At 36.3% G+C, this 20,182-nt stretch carries 21 protein-coding genes; 12 read left to right on the top strand and 9 right to left on the bottom strand.

What is annotated here, in order from left to right; translation table 11 throughout:
• The first annotated feature begins 75 nt into the window (after positions 1–75).
• Positions 76–1,848 (top strand): N-acetylglutaminylglutamine amidotransferase, encoded by a 1,773-nt coding sequence (locus tag AC5YGB_RS06160; protein WP_496136982.1) that lies wholly within the window; start codon positions 76–78, stop codon positions 1,846–1,848.
• A 3-nt stretch (positions 1,849–1,851) separates the two neighbouring features.
• Positions 1,852–2,289: a ribonuclease HI gene (rnhA, locus tag AC5YGB_RS06155; protein WP_020024531.1), complete on the top strand. Its 438-nt coding sequence runs from the start codon at positions 1,852–1,854 to the stop codon at positions 2,287–2,289.
• Here rnhA and AC5YGB_RS06150 read toward each other — a convergent pair.
• The 3 genes from AC5YGB_RS06150 to AC5YGB_RS06140 are packed head-to-tail and all read right to left on the bottom strand — an operon-like array spanning position 2,282 to position 4,023.
• Entirely contained in the window at positions 2,282–3,082 is an 801-nt protein-coding gene (locus AC5YGB_RS06150) for a DUF455 family protein (protein ID WP_496136981.1), read from the bottom strand. The two genes, rnhA and AC5YGB_RS06150, sit on opposite strands and share 8 nt — an antisense overlap.
• Complete coding sequence (locus AC5YGB_RS06145) at positions 3,069–3,599, bottom strand: pseudouridine synthase (RefSeq protein ID WP_496136980.1); 531 nt, start codon at positions 3,597–3,599, stop codon at positions 3,069–3,071. Before AC5YGB_RS06145 ends, AC5YGB_RS06150 begins: the two co-directional genes overlap by 14 nt.
• Complete coding sequence (locus tag AC5YGB_RS06140; protein WP_496136979.1) at positions 3,592–4,023, bottom strand: SRPBCC family protein; 432 nt, start codon at positions 4,021–4,023, stop codon at positions 3,592–3,594. Before AC5YGB_RS06140 ends, AC5YGB_RS06145 begins: the two co-directional genes overlap by 8 nt.
• Between AC5YGB_RS06140 and smpB the strand changes: the two genes are divergently transcribed.
• Both smpB and AC5YGB_RS06130 read left to right on the top strand, forming a co-directional pair.
• Positions 4,022–4,498 carry an SsrA-binding protein SmpB gene (gene smpB / locus AC5YGB_RS06135; RefSeq protein ID WP_020024527.1) on the top strand — a complete coding sequence of 159 codons (477 nt, stop codon included), beginning with the start codon at positions 4,022–4,024 and terminating at the stop codon, positions 4,496–4,498. The genes AC5YGB_RS06140 and smpB overlap by 2 nt on opposite strands.
• A 179-nt stretch (positions 4,499–4,677) precedes the next feature.
• Positions 4,678–4,950, top strand: a complete 273-nt coding sequence (locus AC5YGB_RS06130) for an HU family DNA-binding protein (RefSeq protein ID WP_026364982.1) — start codon at positions 4,678–4,680, stop codon at positions 4,948–4,950.
• Positions 4,951–5,048: 98 nt separating this feature from the next.
• On the opposite strand, the gene AC5YGB_RS06125 is transcribed toward AC5YGB_RS06130, so the two are convergent.
• On the bottom strand, positions 5,049–6,065 hold the full coding sequence (locus AC5YGB_RS06125) for a hypothetical protein (RefSeq protein WP_496136978.1): 1,017 nt from the start codon (positions 6,063–6,065) through the stop codon (positions 5,049–5,051).
• A gap of 122 nt (positions 6,066–6,187) precedes the next feature.
• On the opposite strand from AC5YGB_RS06125, the gene AC5YGB_RS06120 reads away from it, so the two are divergent.
• The 5 genes from AC5YGB_RS06120 to ispG all read left to right on the top strand — a co-directional run bounded on the left by AC5YGB_RS06120 (position 6,188) and on the right by ispG (position 10,497).
• Positions 6,188–7,513, top strand: coding sequence for an FAD-dependent oxidoreductase (locus tag AC5YGB_RS06120; RefSeq protein WP_496136977.1), 1,326 nt, complete (start codon positions 6,188–6,190; stop codon positions 7,511–7,513).
• A gap of 102 nt (positions 7,514–7,615) precedes the next feature.
• Positions 7,616–8,041 (top strand): nucleoside-diphosphate kinase, encoded by a 426-nt coding sequence (gene ndk, locus AC5YGB_RS06115; RefSeq protein WP_020026027.1) that lies wholly within the window; start codon positions 7,616–7,618, stop codon positions 8,039–8,041.
• Between the two features lie 21 nt (positions 8,042–8,062).
• Positions 8,063–9,157, top strand: coding sequence for a dual-specificity RNA methyltransferase RlmN (gene rlmN / locus AC5YGB_RS06110; RefSeq protein WP_496136976.1), 1,095 nt, complete (start codon positions 8,063–8,065; stop codon positions 9,155–9,157).
• A complete protein-coding gene (locus tag AC5YGB_RS06105) occupies positions 9,129–9,437 on the top strand; it encodes a hypothetical protein (protein WP_020024521.1) in 309 nt (102 codons plus the stop codon). The genes rlmN and AC5YGB_RS06105 overlap by 29 nt, the downstream gene beginning before the upstream one ends.
• On the top strand, positions 9,415–10,497 hold the full coding sequence (ispG, locus tag AC5YGB_RS06100; RefSeq protein ID WP_496136975.1) for a flavodoxin-dependent (E)-4-hydroxy-3-methylbut-2-enyl-diphosphate synthase: 1,083 nt from the start codon (positions 9,415–9,417) through the stop codon (positions 10,495–10,497). The genes AC5YGB_RS06105 and ispG overlap by 23 nt, the downstream gene beginning before the upstream one ends.
• On the opposite strand, the gene AC5YGB_RS06095 is transcribed toward ispG, so the two are convergent.
• Both AC5YGB_RS06095 and dxs read right to left on the bottom strand, forming a co-directional pair.
• Entirely contained in the window at positions 10,481–10,966 is a 486-nt protein-coding gene (locus tag AC5YGB_RS06095) for a DUF2062 domain-containing protein (protein ID WP_496136974.1), read from the bottom strand. The two genes, ispG and AC5YGB_RS06095, sit on opposite strands and share 17 nt — an antisense overlap.
• Complete coding sequence (gene dxs / locus AC5YGB_RS06090) at positions 10,963–12,771, bottom strand: 1-deoxy-D-xylulose-5-phosphate synthase (protein ID WP_053819848.1); 1,809 nt, start codon at positions 12,769–12,771, stop codon at positions 10,963–10,965. Before dxs ends, AC5YGB_RS06095 begins: the two co-directional genes overlap by 4 nt.
• A gap of 176 nt (positions 12,772–12,947) precedes the next feature.
• Here dxs and trhO point away from each other — a divergent pair, with 176 nt between their 5' ends.
• The 3 genes from trhO (at position 12,948) to grxD (ending at position 14,908) form a co-directional block, all read left to right on the top strand.
• Positions 12,948–13,877: an oxygen-dependent tRNA uridine(34) hydroxylase TrhO gene (gene trhO, locus AC5YGB_RS06085; RefSeq protein ID WP_496136973.1), complete on the top strand. Its 930-nt coding sequence runs from the start codon at positions 12,948–12,950 to the stop codon at positions 13,875–13,877.
• Between the two features lie 44 nt (positions 13,878–13,921).
• On the top strand, positions 13,922–14,512 hold the full coding sequence (locus AC5YGB_RS06080) for a class I SAM-dependent methyltransferase (protein ID WP_271802923.1): 591 nt from the start codon (positions 13,922–13,924) through the stop codon (positions 14,510–14,512).
• A 69-nt stretch (positions 14,513–14,581) separates the two neighbouring features.
• Complete coding sequence (gene grxD / locus AC5YGB_RS06075) at positions 14,582–14,908, top strand: Grx4 family monothiol glutaredoxin (protein WP_020024515.1); 327 nt, start codon at positions 14,582–14,584, stop codon at positions 14,906–14,908.
• 5 nt (positions 14,909–14,913) lie between these two features.
• Here the strand turns inward: grxD and AC5YGB_RS06070 are convergent, their stop codons facing one another.
• Genes AC5YGB_RS06070 through AC5YGB_RS06060 form a run of 3 tightly spaced genes read right to left on the bottom strand, consistent with a single transcriptional unit; the run spans position 14,914 to position 20,176 of the window.
• Positions 14,914–15,573, bottom strand: a complete 660-nt coding sequence (locus AC5YGB_RS06070; protein WP_496136972.1) for a YgjP-like metallopeptidase domain-containing protein — start codon at positions 15,571–15,573, stop codon at positions 14,914–14,916.
• A gap of 26 nt (positions 15,574–15,599) precedes the next feature.
• Entirely contained in the window at positions 15,600–19,439 is a 3,840-nt protein-coding gene (purL, locus tag AC5YGB_RS06065; protein WP_496136971.1) for a phosphoribosylformylglycinamidine synthase, read from the bottom strand.
• On the bottom strand, positions 19,436–20,176 hold the full coding sequence (locus AC5YGB_RS06060) for a YebC/PmpR family DNA-binding transcriptional regulator (RefSeq protein ID WP_020024512.1): 741 nt from the start codon (positions 20,174–20,176) through the stop codon (positions 19,436–19,438). The genes purL and AC5YGB_RS06060 overlap by 4 nt, the downstream gene beginning before the upstream one ends.
• Between the last annotated feature and the right edge of the window lie 6 nt (positions 20,177–20,182).

Genomic DNA, 20,182 nt, shown 5'->3' with positions numbered 1-20,182 from the left:
TATAGAAATAATCAAAAGTGTCTATATGTTGGATATTAAATTTATTTTAGTTTTTACGCTTTAGGGTTTAATTTTATGTGTGGGATTTGCGGCCAGTTTCGCTTTGATGGAAAAAAAGTTTCTTCAAAGTCTTTAGATATGATGATGTCCAAACTTGCCCGACGAGGACCTGATTCTAGTGGTAAATGGATTGAAGGCGCAATTGGTTTTGGACATCAGCGTCTCAGTATTATTGATTTATCAAATTTAGGCTCTCAGCCAATGGTTGATGAAAAGCTTGGATTAACACTTGTTTTTAATGGAACTATTTATAACTATAAATCACTTCGAGCTTTATTAGTTAGTCTTGGCTACATTTTTTTTTCAAATTCTGATACTGAAGTGATCATAAAGGCATACCATTGCTGGGGCGTGGAATGTCTTGAGCGTTTAGATGGTATGTTTGCTTTTGCAATTTGGGATGAAGCCTCTCAAAAGCTATTTATTGCAAGAGATAGGATGGGAATTAAGCCATTCTATTTTAATGCTTCTAGTAAGGCGTTTACATTTGCTTCCAACTCTCAAGCGCTTCTCACGCAGGATCTTGATAAAAGTATAAACCCTGTTGCTCTTCAGCAGCAACTCTCTTTGCATGGTGTTGTGCCTGCTCCAAATACAATTATTAATGGCATTCAGAAATTAAAACCAGGCACATTTATTATTTTAAATACTGATGGTCAAATTCAAGAGAAAACATACTGGAGCCCCAGCGCAAAGAGACCTTCAGAGAATATTTCTGATCAAGAGTATATTGAGAAGACACATGAGCTCTTGACTGCAGCTGTTACAAAAAGGATGGATGCATCTGATGTTCCAATTGGAGTTTTACTCTCTGGTGGCCTTGATTCATCTCTTATTGTGGCATTACTTAAAGAAGCTGGTCATGAAGATATTCGAACTTTTTCGATTGGTTTCGAAGATATTGATGATGAGGCTGGAAGTGAATTTGAATACTCTGATCAAATTGTTTCTCGATTTAAGACTCAGCATCAAAAGTATAAGATCAGTAATCAAGAGGTACTTCCAAGATTGTCAGAGGCAGTCATGAATATGTCTGAGCCAATGGTCGGTCAAGATGCTGTCGCTTTTTATCTCCTATCAGAACAGGTTTCAAAGCACACTAAGGTGGTACTTTCAGGGCAAGGAGCCGATGAAGCTTTTGCTGGATATTTTTGGTATCCAAGAATGGCTAAAGAAAATGGTAGTGACATTGAGCGCTTTTCTAGACACTATGTTGATAGACCACATAAGGAGTATTTAAAAACTGTTGCATCTCAATATCAAGGAGAAAACCACACACATAATTGGTTAGATAAAGAATTTTCTAAACCTGGCGCTGACTCTTTTATAGATAAGGTGTTTAGGACTGATATGACTCGGTTGATAGTCGATGATCCTGTTAAACGAGTTGATAATATGACTATGGCATGGGGGCTAGAGGCTAGAGTTCCTTTTATGGATACTGAGCTTGTTGAATGGGCTCTATCTATCCCTCCAACTCTTAAGATGAGAGAAGAGGGCAAGTATCCATTAAAAGATATTTCAAGGGGGCTCTTGCCAGACTCAGTTATTGATCGAAAAAAAGGTTATTTTCCAATGCCAGCGTTGAAGTATATTCAGGGTGAATTTCTGGAATTTATGTCTGATATACTTCTATCACGCGCATGCACTAATAGAGGTATTTTTGACAAACAATATATCAATAAAGTAATTGATTCACCAAGAGATTATATGACTGCATTGAATGGCTCTAGACTTTGGCACTTAGCATTACTTGAGTATTGGTTTCAAATTAATGTGGACAAATAAATAATGGAAAATATTGTAATTTATACAGATGGTGGATGTAGAGGTAACCCGGGTGTTGGTGGATGGGGAGTATGGCTTCGTTATAGAGATCATGATAAAAAATTAAAAGGTTCAGAGCTGAATACAACCAATAATAAAATGGAATTAACTGCAGCCATAAAGGCATTGGAGGCAGTGAAAGCATCTGAAATATCAATTGATTTATATACAGATTCTAAGTATGTTATCCAAGGTATAAATGATTGGATTGATGGCTGGAAATCTAAAGGATGGAAAACATCTGGCAAAAAACCAGTAAAGAACGTTGAGCTTTGGAAGCAACTAGATACCCTTAATCAGAAATACAGTGTGAACTGGCACTGGGTTAAAGGTCATAGTGATGACCCTGGAAATGATATGGCTGATCTTTTGGCTAATCAGGCTATGGATGAACTCATTTAATCATTAATAGTTCGGGATGCTCTAAATAATCTAATTCACTTTGACTGAAGTCTGAGAGCAGTCTTGCTTCGATATTAAATGGCCCACGTAAATTTGTTCCAATATGTTTTTTTATTAACTGGTCAAAAGTTTTAATTGGATCAATCTTCCTCTTTTTGCATAAATATTGATACCAAAAGTTCCCAATCTTTACATGCCCAATTTCATCTTCAAAAATAATATCTAATATTGAAACCATTTCGTTGTACTTTGAGCCGCTAAATTTTTTTTTGATGCTCGGAGTGACATCCAGTCCTCTTGCTTCAAGAACCCTTGGAACTAGCGCCATTCTTGCCAATACATCATAGTCGGTTTCAACTGTCATTTGCCATAAGCCATTATGAGCATCGAAATCTCCATATTGATATTCTAGGCTCTCAAGATATTTTCTTAGAAGTGTAAAATGATAGGATTCCTCAATGGCAACTTTAATCCAGTCATCATAGTATTCAATTGGCATCTCTTGAAATCTGTAAATTGCATCAAGCGCTAAATTGATTGCATTGAACTCAATGTGACAAATGGCATGAATATTTTTTATCATGCCTAGTTCAGACTTATCTCTTTTTGGAGCTCCATTAAAATTTACTAAGGCTGGCTTTTTGGGTCGACCAGGAATTGAAATTTTTTTAATATTGCATTTTGGATGGGCATCTTTCAGACCCTTATAATGAATAAGTTTATTTGCTAAGATTACTTTTTCACTCACATCATTGCAGATTAGAGCATCATGGGCTAGTCTAAAAAGAGACATATGAGCCCACTTTAATATTACCTAGTTTCCATCGATCAACGCTTATTCTAATTAATCTTAGAGTTGGAAAGCCAACGCATGCAGTCATCCTCCTCACTTGACGATTTCTTCCTTCACTAATCGAGACTTCAATCCAGGAGGTTGGTATATTTTTTCTTATTCGAATTGGATTTGATCTATCCCAAAGCCAATCTGGCTCTTCAATTTTTTTAATACTGGCTGGCTTTGTCATTCCATCTTTAAGCTCAACTCCTTTTTCTAGTGCAGAAGTTGCAGTATCTGTTATCTCTCCTTCAACCTGTACAACATAGGTTTTTATTTTCTTATATTTTGGATCAGAGACGCGATTTTGAAGATAGCCGTCATCAGTTAGTATGACCAAGCCCTCGGAGTCTTTATCGAGTCTACCCACTGGATATATATCTGGAATATTGACATAATTTGCCAATGTATCCCCCTCACCACTAAACTGGCATATCACTCCAAATGGTTTATTAAATGCTATAACTTTAGCCATAAACAATTTTGGCTCTATCAACAAAAGCGTCTAATTGTGAGTTGGCAATACTTTTAAATACAGGGGAGATTGTCATGTCGAGTAGCATTGATTTAAAGCTAAATTCAAGTTCTAGATGGACCTTTGCAGCATTTTCACCAAGTGATTCAAATCGCCATTCTCCAGAAAGCTCATCGAAAGGGCCATCCAGTAGTTTCATTTTTATCAACTGAAATGGAGTTAAAGTATTGATCGTTGTAAATGTTTGTTTAAAGCCACTTTTATTAATCTGAACTGAGGCAGTGATTTGATTACCAGATTCATTTAAAATAGAGGAAGAGTCACACCAGTTTAAAAATTGAGAATAGTCGTCTATATTATTAACTAGCTCAAACATTTGCTGAGGTGTGTATGGAACAATTGCACTTTTAGAAATACGATGCATGGCAAAAAATAAAAAAGATAATTCAAATACTATTGCTTTAAATAAAAAAGCTAGGCATGACTATTTTATCGAACAAAGTCTAGAGGCAGGTCTAAGTTTACTAGGCTGGGAAGTTAAAAGCCTTAGAGAGAATAAAGTTCAAATTAAAGAAAGCTATGTTATTTATAAAAATAATGAGCTCTTTCTTTTTGGTGCTCATATTTCTCCATTAAGATCAGCTTCAAGCCATGTAGATTGTGACCCAATTAGAACTAGAAAACTGCTACTTAATAGACTTGAAATTAATAGATTAAGGGAAAAAATTACGCAAAAAGGAGCAACTGTTGTTCCTCTAAAATTATATTGGGCAAGGGGTCATGTAAAGCTTGAAATTGGAGTTGCAAAAGGAAAAAAAGCACATGACAAGCGTCAAGATATTAAAGATAGGGACTGGAAACTGGATAAAGCTAGAGCACTCAAAGAGAGTAATCAATAAAATATAATATTTTTTTTAAATTATTTTTCAAATAACTTTCTTTTGATAGTACAATAACTACTAGATACAGCGTTGGAGGCAGATGGTTTCTTTTGATTCTTTCCTCCTAAAAAGGTGTAAAAGTTACCTCTTCCGCTCTGTCTAATTTTTTTAACAAACTTTTATTGGAGAGAATTAAAATGAATAAATCAGAATTAATTGACGCAATCGCTTCAGGTGCTAACCTTTCTAAAGCAGATGCTGCAAGAGCTTTAAATGCTACTACTGGTGCTATCACTTCTGCTATGGCAAGTGGTGATGGTGTTCAACTTACTGGATTTGGTAGTTTTGTTGTAAGAAGTCGTGCAGCTCGTACTGGCCGTAACCCTCAGACAGGAGCTACTATTCAAATTAAAGCTTCTAATGTGGCAGCATTCAAAGCTGGTAAGGCATTGAAGGATGCATGTAACTAATTAAGTTATATTGTTTCATTAAAAAGGCGCCTACGGCGCCTTTTTTTTATTTTTAAAAAATTATCTATAAATTTTTCAATTTCGCCTCTTCAGTAAAGTCATTTGTCGAGATCCACATAATAGTTTTGTTGCCCATCTTCATTGCTACTGAGATCATTGATTGCAGTTTCTACATCCTTTATTGCATCTTTGAGCTCTTTAATAATTAGATGAGTGTCATCAGTAAAAGGAAGTTCTTCAATTAATCGATTGAGTTTTCCTCTTGAAAGCCAAGCCTTATGCTTTGCCCATTCTGGGAATAATAACTGATGTGGGTCAACACTTTTTACATCTGAGAATCTAGAAGGATCATCAGATTCAATCTCCAGAGGCACATACGCGTTAACCATTGTGATTCGATCAAAATGTTCTTTGAGTTTTGCACCGCGGTGAACAACCATATTTCCTTGCATTACTACTATGTAACCAGGACCAGGAAAGTGAGGGCTCTTTATTTTTTTTTCAGATAGTTTTTCACCTTTATTTGTTATTTTTTCTACTTCATTTTTGGTGCCCATGTAGTATTGAAATTCACCTCCCACTTGCTTGGTTGGATCTGAAACTATCATGACATAGTCAAGTCCAATGGTATCAGTATGCCATCTATCTACTGCTCGATTTAGATCATCCGGAGCAAAATTACAGTGTCCTAGGTGCAATGGAATTGAGTGAGGGGATACAGGAATGCCATAAATTTTTGACATAAAACTGCTAACCTCAGGGCATAAACATAAATCTCTTAGAAAGCGAGAGCGATATACGCAGCCTCTTAACATATGCTGAATCCTTGATCCACCGCTTGAAGAAAATATTTTTAGTTTCTGTATAACTTTCATTAATTCTTCTGAGCCTTCATTAGATAAGAGTCTGGCAACACCAGAAATAGCAAAATCAGTTGGACACTTAGAAATTTCTTCAGCACTATAGCCAAGGTCATGTAATGAAATAGAGTCTTTGGGATACTCTAATGCAAGGTGCTTTTTAGGATCATAAACTGGCTCATCCTCAAGATACTGATATCCTTCTGGCAGGTTCTTTGGAAATGTGATCGGAGAATTTAATAGTTGGTTTTTCATAGTAAATACATTTTTTGTTGTTTTATTATGATACTTATATATACAAAACTAATACATCCTTTCTTATAGAAATCTATACATAAAAAGGTTAAGATACTCCTGCATTTTAATTATTTTTTTGTATGACTAAATTTACTCCTTATTGGTGGGAAGGTCAGCCACGATTTGAAAACAATACCGAACTTCCTCAAAGTGCGGATGTTGTAATTGTTGGAGCTGGTTATACAGGTCTTAGTGCTGCTTTAACGTTGGCAAATAATGGTAAAAAAGTTATTGTTTTGGATGCTGAGGATATTGGATTTGGAGCCAGCACTCGCAATGGCGGCATGTTGGGTTCAGGCCATAAAGTTTCGAATAATCATGCGCAGCAAAAATATGGCTCAGAGGTAGCATCCAATCTTCATAAAGAAGCGAATGCCTCACTGGCTTATACGACTAATTTAATTAAAGAGAATCAGATTGATTGTGATCTTCAAATTTGTGGAAGACTCAGAACCTCATGGCTACCTCAAAACCAAACAGATATGTCTAATAATTTAAATAAATTAAAAGATATTGAAGATTTTAATTCTGAAATGATCAATTTAGATCTTCTAAAGAAGTCAATTAAAACTGATTTATATTTTGGAGGGCAGTATTATGAAGACCATGGAGCGGTCCAACCTCGTAAATTTCATTATGGATTATTGAAACTTGCAATTAATGCAGGTGCAATGGTTTATGGAAGTAGACCTGTAACTAAAATTATTAAAAAATCAAAATCAAATGAACTTTTGTTTACAGTTAATACTGATGACACCTCTATTGAATGCAGAGACGTATTAATGGCAACAAATGGATACACGCGCTCTAATCTTTCAAAGTATTTATCTAGGCGTGTGTTGCCAGTTCCAAGCTTTATTATTACAACTGTTGATATTGGTGAGGATAGAGTGAAATCGTTGTTACCGGGAGGCCATTGTATGGTGGAGACTCGTAAGCGTTATTGTTACTATCGAGCCACTCCTTGTGGAAAAAGAATTATGCTGGGTACCCGAGCTGCAATGCACGCAATGAGTGCTGAAGACGCTCTGCCAACGCTTAAGAAAATGCTGTCTGAAATTTTTCCCTCTTTGAAGGATGTTGACATTAGTCATTGCTGGACAGGATTTACTGGCTTTAGTTTTAGTCAGCTTCCAAATCTTAGCTCAAAAAATGGCATATATTCTGCACTTGGGTACTGTGGAAATGGCGTTGCAATGGCCCCCTATTTGGGTCATAAAGCCGCACTTAAAATATTAAATCCAGATCAAAGAGTGTCTGTTTTTGAACAAACGCCCCTAGAAACAAGGCCGTACTACTTTGGAAAGCCATGGTTTTTGCCAATTGCCAGTGCCTACTTTAGAGGCTTTGATTTTTATGATAATTTCAGACGAGTGAAATCAATAAAAAAAGCTAATTTTGATTAATTTTTACATTAATAACAAGAGCTTTCAATTTTCTCTGTAATTAAAAGAAATCTACATTAGCATGGTAAAATATTGCCTTTTTAAATAATTGGGGATTTATCCATGGAACAAACTCTATCTATAATTAAACCGGATGCTGTAGCTAAAAATGTAATTGGCCAAATTTATTCACGCTTTGAAAGTGCTGGTTTTAAAATTGTTGCATCAAAAATGATTCACCTGGATGATGAAATGGCTGGTGGATTCTATGCCGTTCATCAAGACAGACCTTTCTTTAATGACCTAGTAAGTTTTATGACATCTGGTCCAGTGATGATCCAAGTTCTTGAGGGTGAAAATGCTGTTGCAAAGCATCGTGAAATAATGGGAGCTACTAACCCAAAAGAGGCGGACGCAGGAACAATAAGAGCTGACTTTGCAGAGTCCTTGGATGAAAATGCAGTTCATGGTTCTGATTCTCAGGAAAATGCAGCAATTGAAATTGCATATTTCTTTGGCGATGATGGTGTTTGTCCAAGAACTAGATAGATAAAAGAAGGATATTGTCTTATGTTAGAAAAACAAAACCTTCTAGGGCTTACGCAAAGTAAGCTTAAGAAGTTTTTTTCTGATTTAAATGAGAAACCCTTTCGCACTAAACAAATTATGCAGTGGATTTATCATCAAGGTGTTACCGACTTTGATGATATGCATAACTTTTCTAAAGATTTAAGAAAAAAACTTGACTCAATCGCCTCAATAAATATGCCTGAGATTGTCTCCTTGAATCACTCTAAGGACGGGGTAGTTAAGTGGGTTATAAAGCTTGGTGAAGACAATCATATTGAAAGTGTATTCATACCTCAAAAGGATAGAGGGACTTTGTGTATCTCTTCGCAGGTTGGATGTTCATTGGCTTGCACTTTCTGTTCAACTGGCTATCAGGGCTTTAATCGTAACCTCAAAAATCACGAGATCATCGCTCAAGTCTTGTTAGCTAAAAACTATCTTGAGTCAAATAATAGTAGAATCACTAATGTTGTTTTTATGGGAATGGGGGAGCCTCTTCTTAACGAATCTCCGGTTTATGATGCGTGTGAAATTCTTTTGGATGATTGGGCATTTGGCCTTTCAAGGAGAAAAGTAACTGTCTCATCATCAGGAATTGTGCCTGCACTCATAAGAATGTCAGACACTGTTCCGGTTAGCTTGGCTATTTCTTTACATGCACCCGATGATATACTTAGAGATATATTGGTCCCCATCAATCAAAAATATCCTATAAAAGAGCTTATGAAGGCATGCCATTATTACCTAAAAGCTGGAACTCAAGAAAGGCATATATTATTTGAGTATGTCATGCTTGATGGAGTCAATGATTCTATTGAGCAGGCTAAATCCCTTTCAAAGCTTTTAAATTACTGGTTTGAGAGTGAATCAGCAAAAGTTAATTTAATTCCCTTTAACCCTTTTCCAGAGTCTCAATACAAAACATCAAGCCCTTCAACTATCGACAAGTTTCAAGATGTCCTCTTTAAAGCTGGTATAAGAACGACCACAAGAAGAACAAGAGGTGATGATGTTGATGCCGCATGTGGCCAGTTGGCTGGAAAAGTCTTAGACAAGAGCAGAAGAAATGCTGAGCGGAATAGATTACTATCCTAAAAAGAAAAAACAACTTAAAGGAAAACTCTTCTGGGTTGTTTTGTTATTTATAATTCTATTAGGCATGTGGTATTATTTTCAGGATTTAGAGTTGTCAGAGGGAAGCTCCAGTTCAATTATCATCAGTAGGCCGATTGAGGATAGCGAACCTGTTTCTTTATTAAAAAATCAATTAGGTTCAGTCAATCAAGTTGACGAATCGATTTCTGAAACAACTATTAATAATAGCGAAAGTCTGGATGAAGTAATTAGTAATTATGAAGCAAATACACAAAATTAATCGAAGATTATCTAAGCAAATATTTGTGGGAAATGTTGCTATTGGAGGAGATTCTCCAATCAGTGTGCAGAGCATGACTAATACTGATACATGTGATGTAGATTCTACAGTGAATCAAATACTTTCTCTTGAGAACGCTGGGGCTGATTTAGTTAGGGTGTCGATTCCAACTATGGATGCAGCAGAGGCATTCAAAAAAATAAAGAAGCGTGTCAATATTCCTTTAATCACTGACATTCATTTTGATTATAAGATTGCTTTAAAAGTTGCAGGGTATGGCGCTGATTGCTTAAGAATAAATCCAGGGAATATTGGGAAAGAGGATCGAATTAAGGAGGTTGTTGCTTCAGCAAAAGATAATGGAATACCAATTAGAATAGGAGTTAATGCTGGCTCACTTGAAAAAGATCTACAAAAAAAATATACGGAGCCGACACCTGAGGCAATGGTTGAGTCGGCATTTAGACATATTGATATTCTTGATAGACTGAATTTTGATAACTATAAGGTTTCATTAAAGGCCTCAGAGGTTTTTATGACTGTGTTCGCCTATCGTCAATTAGCTTCGCAAATTGATAACCCACTTCATCTAGGTATAACTGAAGCCGGCTCTTTTCGTTCCGGTGCTGTCAAGTCTTCAATTGGCATGGGATTACTTCTGAGTGAGGGGATTGGAGATACTATTCGAGTTTCACTTGCTTCTGATCCAGTTGATGAGATCAAGGTTGGCTTTGATATTTTAAAGTCACTTCATTTAAGAAAAAAAGGCGTTAATTTAATTGCCTGCCCATCATGCTCTAGGCAAAAGTTTGATGTCATTTCAGTTGTCAATGAACTTGAATCTCGCCTTGAAGATATTACTGAGTCGATTGATGTAGCAGTTATTGGTTGCGTCGTTAATGGCCCAGGAGAGGCAAAAGAGGTTGGTGTAGGCCTAACGGGAGGCTCTCCAAACCTTCTCTATATTGATGGAAAGACTCACAGTAAGGTTACTAATGATTCATTAGTCGATACCCTTGAAGCGCAGATAAGAAGGCGAATTCCTATTTCCAACGTTTAGCTCTTTTAATTGCCCTATATTTATAGATAGTAATAATTGCAAAATAGCCAAGTATTGCTGTAATTGTAGAAGTTATTATTCCTCCAACCCACAAAGCCAGAGTAGCGCTTCCAAAGTTATCCATTAGGTATGAAAATGAAAATTCAAAGCCTGGATCCATTTCAATCTCCATAATTGAAGCACCCAATTTATAAGTGAAATAATAAATGGGAACCATGGTGATTGGGTTATTCACCCAAACCAAGAGCATTGAAAGTAAGATGTTTGCTGAAAATATAACTGCAAGAACTGCTCCCAATAGAGTATGCCCTGGAATAGGAAGGAAGGCACAAAAAAATCCAATAGCAAAAGCTTTGGCAATAGTCCTTTTATTCCATTTCCACAACTCTGGATCAGCCAAGTGCTTATTGAGCCAACCTAAATTAACATTTTCTCGCTTTGGGCTATATTTTTTTAATGTCTCTTTCATTTATTTTTAGACACATTAATAATATTTTCTGATGTGAGTCCGTAAAGCTCATAAAGCTCAGATTGGGAGCCATGCTCTGTAACCTTATCAGGGACGCCAAGAATTTTCAAAGGCGTATTAATGTTATTTTCCTGTAATAGTTCATTAATGGCGCTACCTGCACCACCATTGACAGTATTATCTTCAATAGAGATAAGTACTTTAGAGTTATTTGCAATCTCAATAATTAAAGCTTTATCTAAGGGCTTAACAAACCTCATATCAACAACTGTAGCATTAATTTTTTCAGAAGCTTCAAGCGCAATTTCAAGCATATTTCCAAAAGCAAAAATAGCAGTATCTTTTCCAGTTTTAACTATATTTCCTTTCCCAAGCTCAATTGTTGAGGATGAAACAAATTCCAAAATCTCAGATTTTCCTCTTGGAAATCTCACACAAACTGGCCCATCAAAATTATGAGCAAAATTAAGCGCTTTATACATTTCCAATGACGAACTGGGTGCAATAATAATAATGTTAGGGATACATCTTAAAAAACTCAAATCATAAATACCTGCATGGGTTGCACCATCTGCACCAACTAGTCCTGCTCGATCAATTGCAAACGTAACATTTAAATTTTGTAGAGCAATGTCGTGAATAAATTGGTCATAGCCGCGCTGTAAAAATGTTGAATAAATTGCAACTACAGGTTTTAGTCCTTTAGTTGCAATTCCACCAGCCAGAGTAACTGCATGCTGCTCTGCAATGGCAACATCTACAAAACGTTCCGGAAAGCTATTTGCAAATTCAACCATTCCAGACCCTTCTGACATTGCTGGGGTTATTCCAATAAGACTTTGATCATCCTTAGCAGTATCACAAAGCCATTTTCCAAAAACGCTACTATAGCTTGGAAAGTTATTACTTGATAATGATGGCGGCGATATACCATGAAATTTTAGTGGATTTTCTTCTGCAGCTTCCAAGCCATGACCTTTTTTTGTAATGATGTGAAGTATTCTGGGTTTTTTAAGATTTTTAAGATTTTCTAGAGTTTTGACTAATATGGAAATATCATGTCCATCAATTGGGCCAAAGTAATCTATTCCTAATTCTTCAAAAAGAGTGCCTGGCAAGATCATTCCTTTTAAATGCTCCTCAGATCGTTTTGCAAACTTTTGAATACGTGGAAGCCTTTCAAGGAATTCAAGCGATTTAGATTTCATAGTTGAGTATATCTTTCCAGAAATAAGACGCGTTAAATATTTGCTTAGTGCACCCACATTTTTGGAGATGGACATATCGTTATCATTGAGAATGATGAGCAGGTTGGCATCTGTATCTCCAGCATGATTCATAGCTTCAAATGACATGCCACCCGTTAGCGCGCCATCTCCAATGACAGCTATTGAGGTGTCTGAATTATTATTGAGTTTATTTGCCATAGCAATTCCGAGGGCCGCACTAATGGAGGTTGAGGAATGACCAGCGCCGAAGACATCATGCTCACTTTCACTTCGCTTTGTAAAACCAGATAAGCCATCTTTTTGACGAAGAGTTGACATTAGATCTTTGCGACCTGTTAATATTTTATGAGTGTATGCCTGATGACCCACATCCCAGACGAAAGTATCATCAGGGCTGTCAAAAACATAATGCATTGCCAAAGTCAATTCAATTGTTCCAAGGTTCGAACTTAAATGTCCACCTGTCTTTTCAATGCTCTCAATTAAGAATAACTTAATTTCTTCTGCAAGAGAATTAAGTTCATTAATATCTAGTTTTTTGATATCGCTAGGATTATGAATGTGATTTAAGATCATTCGACTTCGTAAAAAACTTAATTAAATAGCAGAGAAAAGAGTCGAATTATACACTTGTCAGTATTGATAATAGTGGAGCCCTAATAGAGTTTTAATGTTTATGAGAAGTCTAAATAAACTTAAATTACTTTCGGCTACTAGTAAAATTAACATTTTTTGTAGGGTTATCTTGAAATATGTACGCTATTTGCGCTTTATACAAGTTTACTCGGCTAGATGATTTTGAGGATATCCAGGCTCCACTGAAGTCATTTTTAGATGCTTTAAGTGTTAAAGGAACTCTACTGCTTGCAAGAGAAGGCATAAATGGAACCATTTCAGGGGGTAAAGATAGTGTTGAAAAAGTTCTTGATTACCTTCAAACTGATGATAGATTTCTTGAATTGGAATATAAATTTTCATATAGCAAAAAACCACCATTTAAGAGACTTAAAGTCAAACTAAAAAAAGAAATAGTTACCATGGGTCTTTCAGAAATTGATCCTAATCATTCTGTAGGAACTTATATTAAGCCAAAAGACTGGAATAATTTAATCAATGATCCTGATGTTATACTAATTGATACAAGGAATAATTATGAGTATGAAATTGGAAGCTTCAAGGGTGCTATTAACCCAAATACTGAAACTTTTAGGGAGTTTCCAAGTTTTACAAAAAATAGTCTAAAGCAATATCAAGACAAAAAAATTGCCATGTTTTGTACCGGCGGAATTCGCTGTGAAAAATCTACAGCCTATTTAAAGTCTGAGGGTTTTGAAAATGTTTTTCATCTTCAGGGTGGGATTCTTAAATACTTGGAAGAGGTTAAAGAGGAAGAGAGTCTTTGGGAAGGTGAATGCTTTGTATTTGATGATAGAGTAGCTGTTAAGCATAACCTTGAGCAAGGTAAATATGATCAATGTCATGCATGTCGGTTTCCTATCACTGAAGAAGATACAAAACACCCTCACTATGAGAAGGGCACATCCTGCCCAAGATGTTATGGGACAAAAAACATTGAACAAGTAGGTAGATACCGAGAAAGAGAGAAGCAGGTCCAAATTGCCAAGAAAAGAGGTGAGGTTCATATTGGTGATGATGCTAATCACACTCAACAAAAAACATAGATAATTTTATAAATACATTTTTTAAATAAGAGATAGTTATTCAAATGTTTGATAGAAAAGATATTGCCCAACTTAAGAAAGATATTGTTTTAGATGTGGAGCTGTTAAATTCTAGATTTAAGCTACACACTCGGTGGGGGGTTTTTAGCCCCCGATCGATTGATGATGGTACGCTTCTTCTGATGAAGTATATTAGCGCCAATGAAAATGACATTTGTCTTGATTTAGGGTGTGGTTATGGACCAATTGGTCTTGCATTGGCTAGGCAGTGTCACAAGGGAAAAGTTCATATGGTAGATAAGGACTTTGTGGCGGTTGAACTTTCAAAATACAATGCAAAGATTAATAATGTTAGCAATGCTAAGGCCTATCTTTCTGATGCATTTTTGCAAGTACCAAATGATATAAAATTTAATCAAATCATTTCAAATATTCCTGCCAAAGTCGGAAGAGAGCAGCTTTCAATTATTCTTTATGATGCATTTGATGCGCTGCAGCCAGGGGGGTCAATAACTGTTGTGACCATTAATGGTCTTAAGGACTTTATAAAAAATAATTTTAAATCAGTTTTTGGAAATTATAAAAAAATTAAACAGGGTCAAAAATATGTTATTTCCCAAGCAATTAAGCAATAATTATTTTATGTATCTTTGCAGTATTTATAATACTAGATTAAAATAGCAGAAAAAAATCGGAGCAATAAATTGGAAGTATTAGAAAAAATTCAAAAGCAAGTCGATAGCGCTGCAATTGTTATTTATATGAAAGGAACACCACAGTTTCCTCAGTGTGGATTTTCTGCACGTGCATCTCAAACTTTAGCATCAACTGGAGTTGAGTTTGCTTACGTTAATATTTTTGAAGATCAAGAAGTTTTTCAAAGTCTCCCAGACTTTGCTGATTGGCCTACATTTCCCCAAATCTATTTCAACTCTGAATTAGTGGGCGGCGGTGATATTATTATTGAAATGGCTGAGCAGGATACCCTTAAGGATGCTATGCAAGAGGCTGTTGAAAAATACAATAGCTAATTAAATTAAAGTTTTCTTAGTTTGTAGCCGTAATCCTTTAGCCAAGTTTTAGCTTCTTTGAAGTTAGGCATCATTGATTCAACAGTTTTCCAAAAATGAGATGAATGATTCCTGTGAATTGTGTGTGCTAGTTCATGAATAATGACATAGTCAATGACGTTCATGGGAGCCATAATTAACAGGTAGTTTAGATTAATATTATTCCTGGATGAGCAAGAGCCCCACAATGTTCTCTGCTCTTTGATTCGAACTTGGTTTACAGATAAATTATATTGATCGGCAAAATAAGTAAGCCTTGGAATAGCAACCTCTCTAAATTTTTTTTTGTACCATTTCTTTAGAGATGAGTGAATCAACTCTTGATCACTTGAACACACTAAAAATTCTTCACCATTGAAAGTTAATTTTTCGGATTGATCCGTTTTTATTTTAATGGGATATAAGGATCCTAACATTAAAGCCATATCTTTATCAAAGGCGCTATCACTTAAACGATTATTGATAATCTTTTGTTGCTTGGTGACCCATTTTTTCTTTTCATTAATAAAGTCATGAATTTTATTTATTGAAAGTAGATGAGGGGCTCGCACAATCAATTCAGCATTTTCATTAATTGAAATACTTAGGGTTCTTCTATTGCTCCTGATAACCTTATAAGGCGTCATTTGGATAAGGGCCTCTATAGCTATATTTAGTCAATCCATTTCCTGGCGTTTTCAAACATTCTAAGCCACGGCGATCTCTCTTGCCATTCATTTGGATGCCAAGAGTTTTGAACTGTTCGAAAAACTCTTTCAGGGTGGGGCATCATGATTGTAATTCTGCCAGATTCATCACAAATGCCTGCTGCAGAGTTTTCAGAGCCATTAGGATTGTGTGGATATACTTTAGATGGATCTCCAGAATAGTCAACATACTGCATAGCAATACTAGTAATTTTAGTTTTAGAGTCAAATCTAGCTTTACCCTCTCCATGTGCAATTGCTATAGGCATGATTGAGCCTTCCATTCCACTAAAGAATATAGATTTCGAATTACTAATTTTGACGCCTGTAAGACGTGCCTCAAATTGTTCTGATGTGTTTTTCTCAAAGGAAGGCCAAGCTGTTGAGCCTGGAATGATTGATTGAAGATTAGAAATCATTTGGCAGCCATTACAAACCCCCAAAGTGAAACTATCAGATCTTAAAAAATATTCAGAAAACTCATCTTTGGCCAGGCTGTTTAAAAGAATCGAATTTGCCCAGCCTCTTCCAGCACCTAAAACATCTCCATAGGAAAATCCTCCACAAGCGGCCAAACCCTTAAAGCTGGATAAGGATATTTTTCCAGAAAGAATCTGACTCATATGAACATCAGTTGCTTCAAAGCCAGCCTGAGTAAAAGCAGCTGCCATTTCAATATGCCCATTAATTCCTTGCTCTCTTAGGATAGCAATTTTTGGCTTTGTACCAAAATTTATATAGGGAGCAATAATAGATTCATTGAGATCGAATGTTGGATGAACTTTGAGACCACTTGAGTCCTTAAGGATTTCAATATTTTCAGATTCAACGCATTCTGGGTTGTCCCTTAATTTTGCAATTTCGTATGAGGTTGAAGACCACTTTTTATAAAGATTTTTTCTCTTGTCTTGAAAAACGATATCATTTTCATGATAGATTACAATTTCATCGTTTAAATTAATTCTAGCAATTCGTTTGGTTGAGTTTTTGAGTCCAATATCTTTTAGAGAGTCAAGAACTCTATTGATGTTAGTTGTTGGAATTTGAATGATGCATCCCAGTTCCTCATTAAATAGTTCAGGTAAGAGATCTGAAGTATAAATATCTAAACCACAATGAGACGCAAATGCCATCTCTAATAGAGATATTAAGGCGCCACCATCAGATCGATCGTGATAAGCAGTAATTAAATTCTCTTTGTTGAATGTGTTGATTAATGAAAAGAATTGAGAGAAAATTTTTGGGTCATCAAGATCTGGGGCATCATTTCCAATTTGGTTAAATACTTGAGCTAAGCACGATCCACCCATTCTATTTTTTCCTAATCCAAGATCTACTAAAAAAAGTTCTGACTCTATTTCATTAGCAAGTAAAGGTGTAATTTGCTGTCTGGTATCAGGTGTTTTTGAGAAGGCACTAATAATAAGTGACAGAGGAGCTGTAACTGATTTATTCTCCCCGTTCTCATTCCAAGAGCTTTTCATGGACATAGAGTCTTTTCCAACAGGAATAGTTAATCCGAGTTCAGGACAAAGCTCCATTCCAATTGATTTAACTGCCTCATAAAGTTTTGCATCTTCACCCGGATGCCCACTGGCACACATCCAGTTTGCAGATAAGTTAATGTGTTTAATATCCTCAATGTATGCACTTATTAGATTAGTCAGCGCCTCTCCAACACTCATTCTTGCTGCTGCAGCTGCATTGATAAGAGATAGTGGTGTTTTCTCACCAATAGACATTGCCTCACCATGATAGCCAGTGAAATCTGAGAGTGATATAGCGCAATCTGCTACCGGTACTTGCCAAGGCCCAATCATTTGGTCCCTTGCAATCAGGCCGGTCACTGATCGATCTGCAATTGTAATTAAAAATTTTTTACTCGCTATTGTAGGAAGTGCTAGTAACCGATTAATGGCATCACTTACAGAAACATTGCTCGCATTAAAAGCTGTTTCAGCATTAGGCAGGGTAGCAACATCTTTATGGGTTTTAGGCGATGATCCAAAGAGGATCGACATCTCTAGATCGATAGGTTTATTATCAAAATATGAATCTTCAAGCGTTAAATGTCTGTCATTCGTTGCATTTCCAAGAACTGCGAAAGGTGCTCTCTCTTTAACGCAAATCTCATGAAACAGATCGATACTTTTTTCCTTAATTGCAATGACGTACCTTTCTTGAGATTCATTACACCATATTTCTAAAGGTGACATTTTTTTTTCGTCATTGGGTATTGACCTTAATTGGAGCTTTGCACCTTTTTTTGAGTCATTTACCAGTTCAGGTATTCCATTTGAAAGGCCGCCAGCTCCAATGTCATGGATTGATACAATTGGATTTGCATCACCCAAATTGGTACAAGCGCTGATTACTTCTTGAGCGCGTCTTTGCATTTCTGGGTTGGCTCTTTGAACAGAAGCAAAATCGAGATCTTCATTTTGATCACCACTTCCTACACTTGAGGCTGCTCCCCCGCCAAGACCAATAAGCATCGCAGGCCCTCCAAGGACAATAATCTTGTCTCCATTCGAGATTGCACCTTTATCAACATGGTTCTCTTTAATATTTCCGATACCGCCTGCGAGCATGATTGGCTTATGGTAGCCTCTTACTTCTTCATTATAAGATCGCTGCTCATAGGTTCTAAAGTACCCACAAGTATTGGGCCTTCCAAATTCGTTGTTAAAAGATGCGGCGCCAATTGGTGCATCAATCATAATATCAAGAGCAGATGCTATATGGTTTGGCTTTCCATAATCCTTTTCCCAGTCCTGAGTTGAATTAGGTATCTTTAAATTTGACACTGAGAAGCCGCATAGACCAGCTTTTGGTTTAGAACCTCTACCGGTTGCCCCTTCGTCCCTAATTTCACCCCCAGAACCGGTTGCTGCTCCAGCATCTGGAGCAATCGCAGTAGGGTGGTTGTGTGTTTCAACTTTCATAAGGACTGCTTTTTCAGCATTTGATGTCTTATAGATACCTTCATCATCAGGCTCGAAGAAGTCTGATTTATAGCCACTCATAACTGCAGAGTTATCGCTGTAGACTGATAAAAGGCCATCAGGATTTTGATAATAAGTATTTTTAATCATACCAAAAAGTGAAATCGCCTGTTTTTCAGAGTCAATTGTCCAGTCAGCATTAAAGATTTTATGTCTGCAGTGTTCAGAGTTTGCTTGAGCAAACATCATTAACTCGATATCTCTAGGGTTTCTTTGTAAGCCTTTAAAGCTATCAAATAGATAATTAATTTCACTTTCACTTAATGCAAGTCCAAGTTCAGTATTAGCCTTAATAATTGCTAATTTTCCATTTTTAAGAATATCTATACTTTTAAAGTTTCTGGGCTGAAGTTCATTAAATAATAATTTTGAATCCTCAATATTTTCAAGATAGGATTCAGTCATTTTGTCCATCACAAATTCAAGGATAGTTTTTAATTCTTTGTCATTAGTGCTTCGGGTGAAATGATAAGTTATGCCTCGTTCTAGTCTTTTGATATCCAGTAATCCACAAAGTTTGCATATTTCGGATGCTTTAGAGGACCAAGGTGAAATAGTTCCTATTCTCGGTGTAATTGTAATTTGGAAGTTTGAGTTTAGTAGATTCGCTTTTGGAGCATAATTTAAGAGTTTATCAAGAGAAGATCTGGTTGAAGTGTTGAGATCATTTTTTGATTCAATAAAGTGAATATATTCAGAAGAGATTAGCTCAATGTTAGGGATTAGGGCACTAATTTTTTTATTAAGTGCTTTTACTTTAAAATTTCTAAGTGCTTGAATTCCAGTATGAAAAGCGATCATAGTTCAGACAGTATTTCGTCTGAAATATCAGCATTATGATAGACTTCCTGAGTATCATCAAGATCTTCAAGTCTATCAATTAGCTTCATAAATTTATCTGCATCTTCAAGATTTAGTTCGATTCTATTAGCTGGCTCCATAGTGATCTGTGAATGATCAGGTATAAGGTTTTTAGCAATTAATGCATCTTTAACTGGAAAAAAATTCTCTGGAGTCGTCACAACATCAATTGACCCATCTTCATTAGAGATAATATCTTCTGCTCCTGATTCAATTGCAATTTCCATAATTGTGTCCTCATCCCCAGAACCAAAGCTTATAAAACCTTGTTTGGAGAACATGTAGGAGACAGAGCCATCTGTTCCAAGGTTTCCACCGTGTTTACTGAATGCATGCCTAACATCAGAAACGGTACGGTTTTTGTTATCAGTCAGACAATCTACCATAATGGCAGTTCCACCAAGGCCATAGCCTTCGTAGCGAATTTCTTCATAGTTTTCACCATCTAAATCGCCTGAGCCTCGCTTCACAGCATTTTCAATGGTATCTCTTTTCATATTTGCTGCTAGAGCTTTGTCTATTACAGCACGAAGAGAGGGATTATTTTCTAGGACCCCGCCACCCATTTTTGCCGCTACAACAATTTCTTTAATGAGCTTGGTGAAGATTTTTCCACGCTTAGCATCTTGTGCACCTTTTCTGTGTTGAATATTGTGCCATTTGCTATGTCCTGCCATTTTCTT

It is taken from the genome of Candidatus Pseudothioglobus sp. uisw_142 (genome assembly GCF_059512465.1).
The sequence above is the reverse complement of the archived record's forward strand: the minus strand, read 5'-3'. Positions and strand labels throughout refer to the sequence as shown.

Excerpts from the sequence above, each read along its gene's own strand:
- AC5YGB_RS06095 (WP_496136974.1), bottom strand. The coding sequence starts at position 10,966 with ATGAAAGAGACATTAAAAAAATATAGCCCAAAGCGAGAAAATGTTAAT.
- AC5YGB_RS06160 (WP_496136982.1), top strand. The coding sequence starts at position 76 with ATGTGTGGGATTTGCGGCCAGTTTCGCTTTGATGGAAAAAAAGTTTCT.
- AC5YGB_RS06140 (WP_496136979.1), bottom strand. The coding sequence starts at position 4,023 with ATGCATCGTATTTCTAAAAGTGCAATTGTTCCATACACACCTCAGCAA.
- AC5YGB_RS06145 (WP_496136980.1), bottom strand. The coding sequence starts at position 3,599 with ATGGCTAAAGTTATAGCATTTAATAAACCATTTGGAGTGATATGCCAG.
- AC5YGB_RS06150 (WP_496136981.1), bottom strand. The coding sequence starts at position 3,082 with ATGTCTCTTTTTAGACTAGCCCATGATGCTCTAATCTGCAATGATGTG.
- ndk (WP_020026027.1), top strand. The coding sequence starts at position 7,616 with ATGGAACAAACTCTATCTATAATTAAACCGGATGCTGTAGCTAAAAAT.
- dxs (WP_053819848.1), bottom strand. The coding sequence starts at position 12,771 with ATGATCTTAAATCACATTCATAATCCTAGCGATATCAAAAAACTAGAT.
- trhO (WP_496136973.1), top strand. The coding sequence starts at position 12,948 with ATGTACGCTATTTGCGCTTTATACAAGTTTACTCGGCTAGATGATTTT.
- purL (WP_496136971.1), bottom strand. The coding sequence starts at position 19,439 with ATGATCGCTTTTCATACTGGAATTCAAGCACTTAGAAATTTTAAAGTA.
- AC5YGB_RS06120 (WP_496136977.1), top strand. The coding sequence starts at position 6,188 with ATGACTAAATTTACTCCTTATTGGTGGGAAGGTCAGCCACGATTTGAA.
- AC5YGB_RS06130 (WP_026364982.1), top strand. The coding sequence starts at position 4,678 with ATGAATAAATCAGAATTAATTGACGCAATCGCTTCAGGTGCTAACCTT.
- smpB (WP_020024527.1), top strand. The coding sequence starts at position 4,022 with ATGGCAAAAAATAAAAAAGATAATTCAAATACTATTGCTTTAAATAAA.
- ispG (WP_496136975.1), top strand. The coding sequence starts at position 9,415 with ATGAAGCAAATACACAAAATTAATCGAAGATTATCTAAGCAAATATTT.
- AC5YGB_RS06125 (WP_496136978.1), bottom strand. The coding sequence starts at position 6,065 with ATGAAAAACCAACTATTAAATTCTCCGATCACATTTCCAAAGAACCTG.
- AC5YGB_RS06060 (WP_020024512.1), bottom strand. The coding sequence starts at position 20,176 with ATGGCAGGACATAGCAAATGGCACAATATTCAACACAGAAAAGGTGCA.
- AC5YGB_RS06080 (WP_271802923.1), top strand. The coding sequence starts at position 13,922 with ATGTTTGATAGAAAAGATATTGCCCAACTTAAGAAAGATATTGTTTTA.
- AC5YGB_RS06105 (WP_020024521.1), top strand. The coding sequence starts at position 9,129 with ATGCTGAGCGGAATAGATTACTATCCTAAAAAGAAAAAACAACTTAAA.
- rlmN (WP_496136976.1), top strand. The coding sequence starts at position 8,063 with ATGTTAGAAAAACAAAACCTTCTAGGGCTTACGCAAAGTAAGCTTAAG.
- AC5YGB_RS06070 (WP_496136972.1), bottom strand. The coding sequence starts at position 15,573 with ATGACGCCTTATAAGGTTATCAGGAGCAATAGAAGAACCCTAAGTATT.
- rnhA (WP_020024531.1), top strand. The coding sequence starts at position 1,852 with ATGGAAAATATTGTAATTTATACAGATGGTGGATGTAGAGGTAACCCG.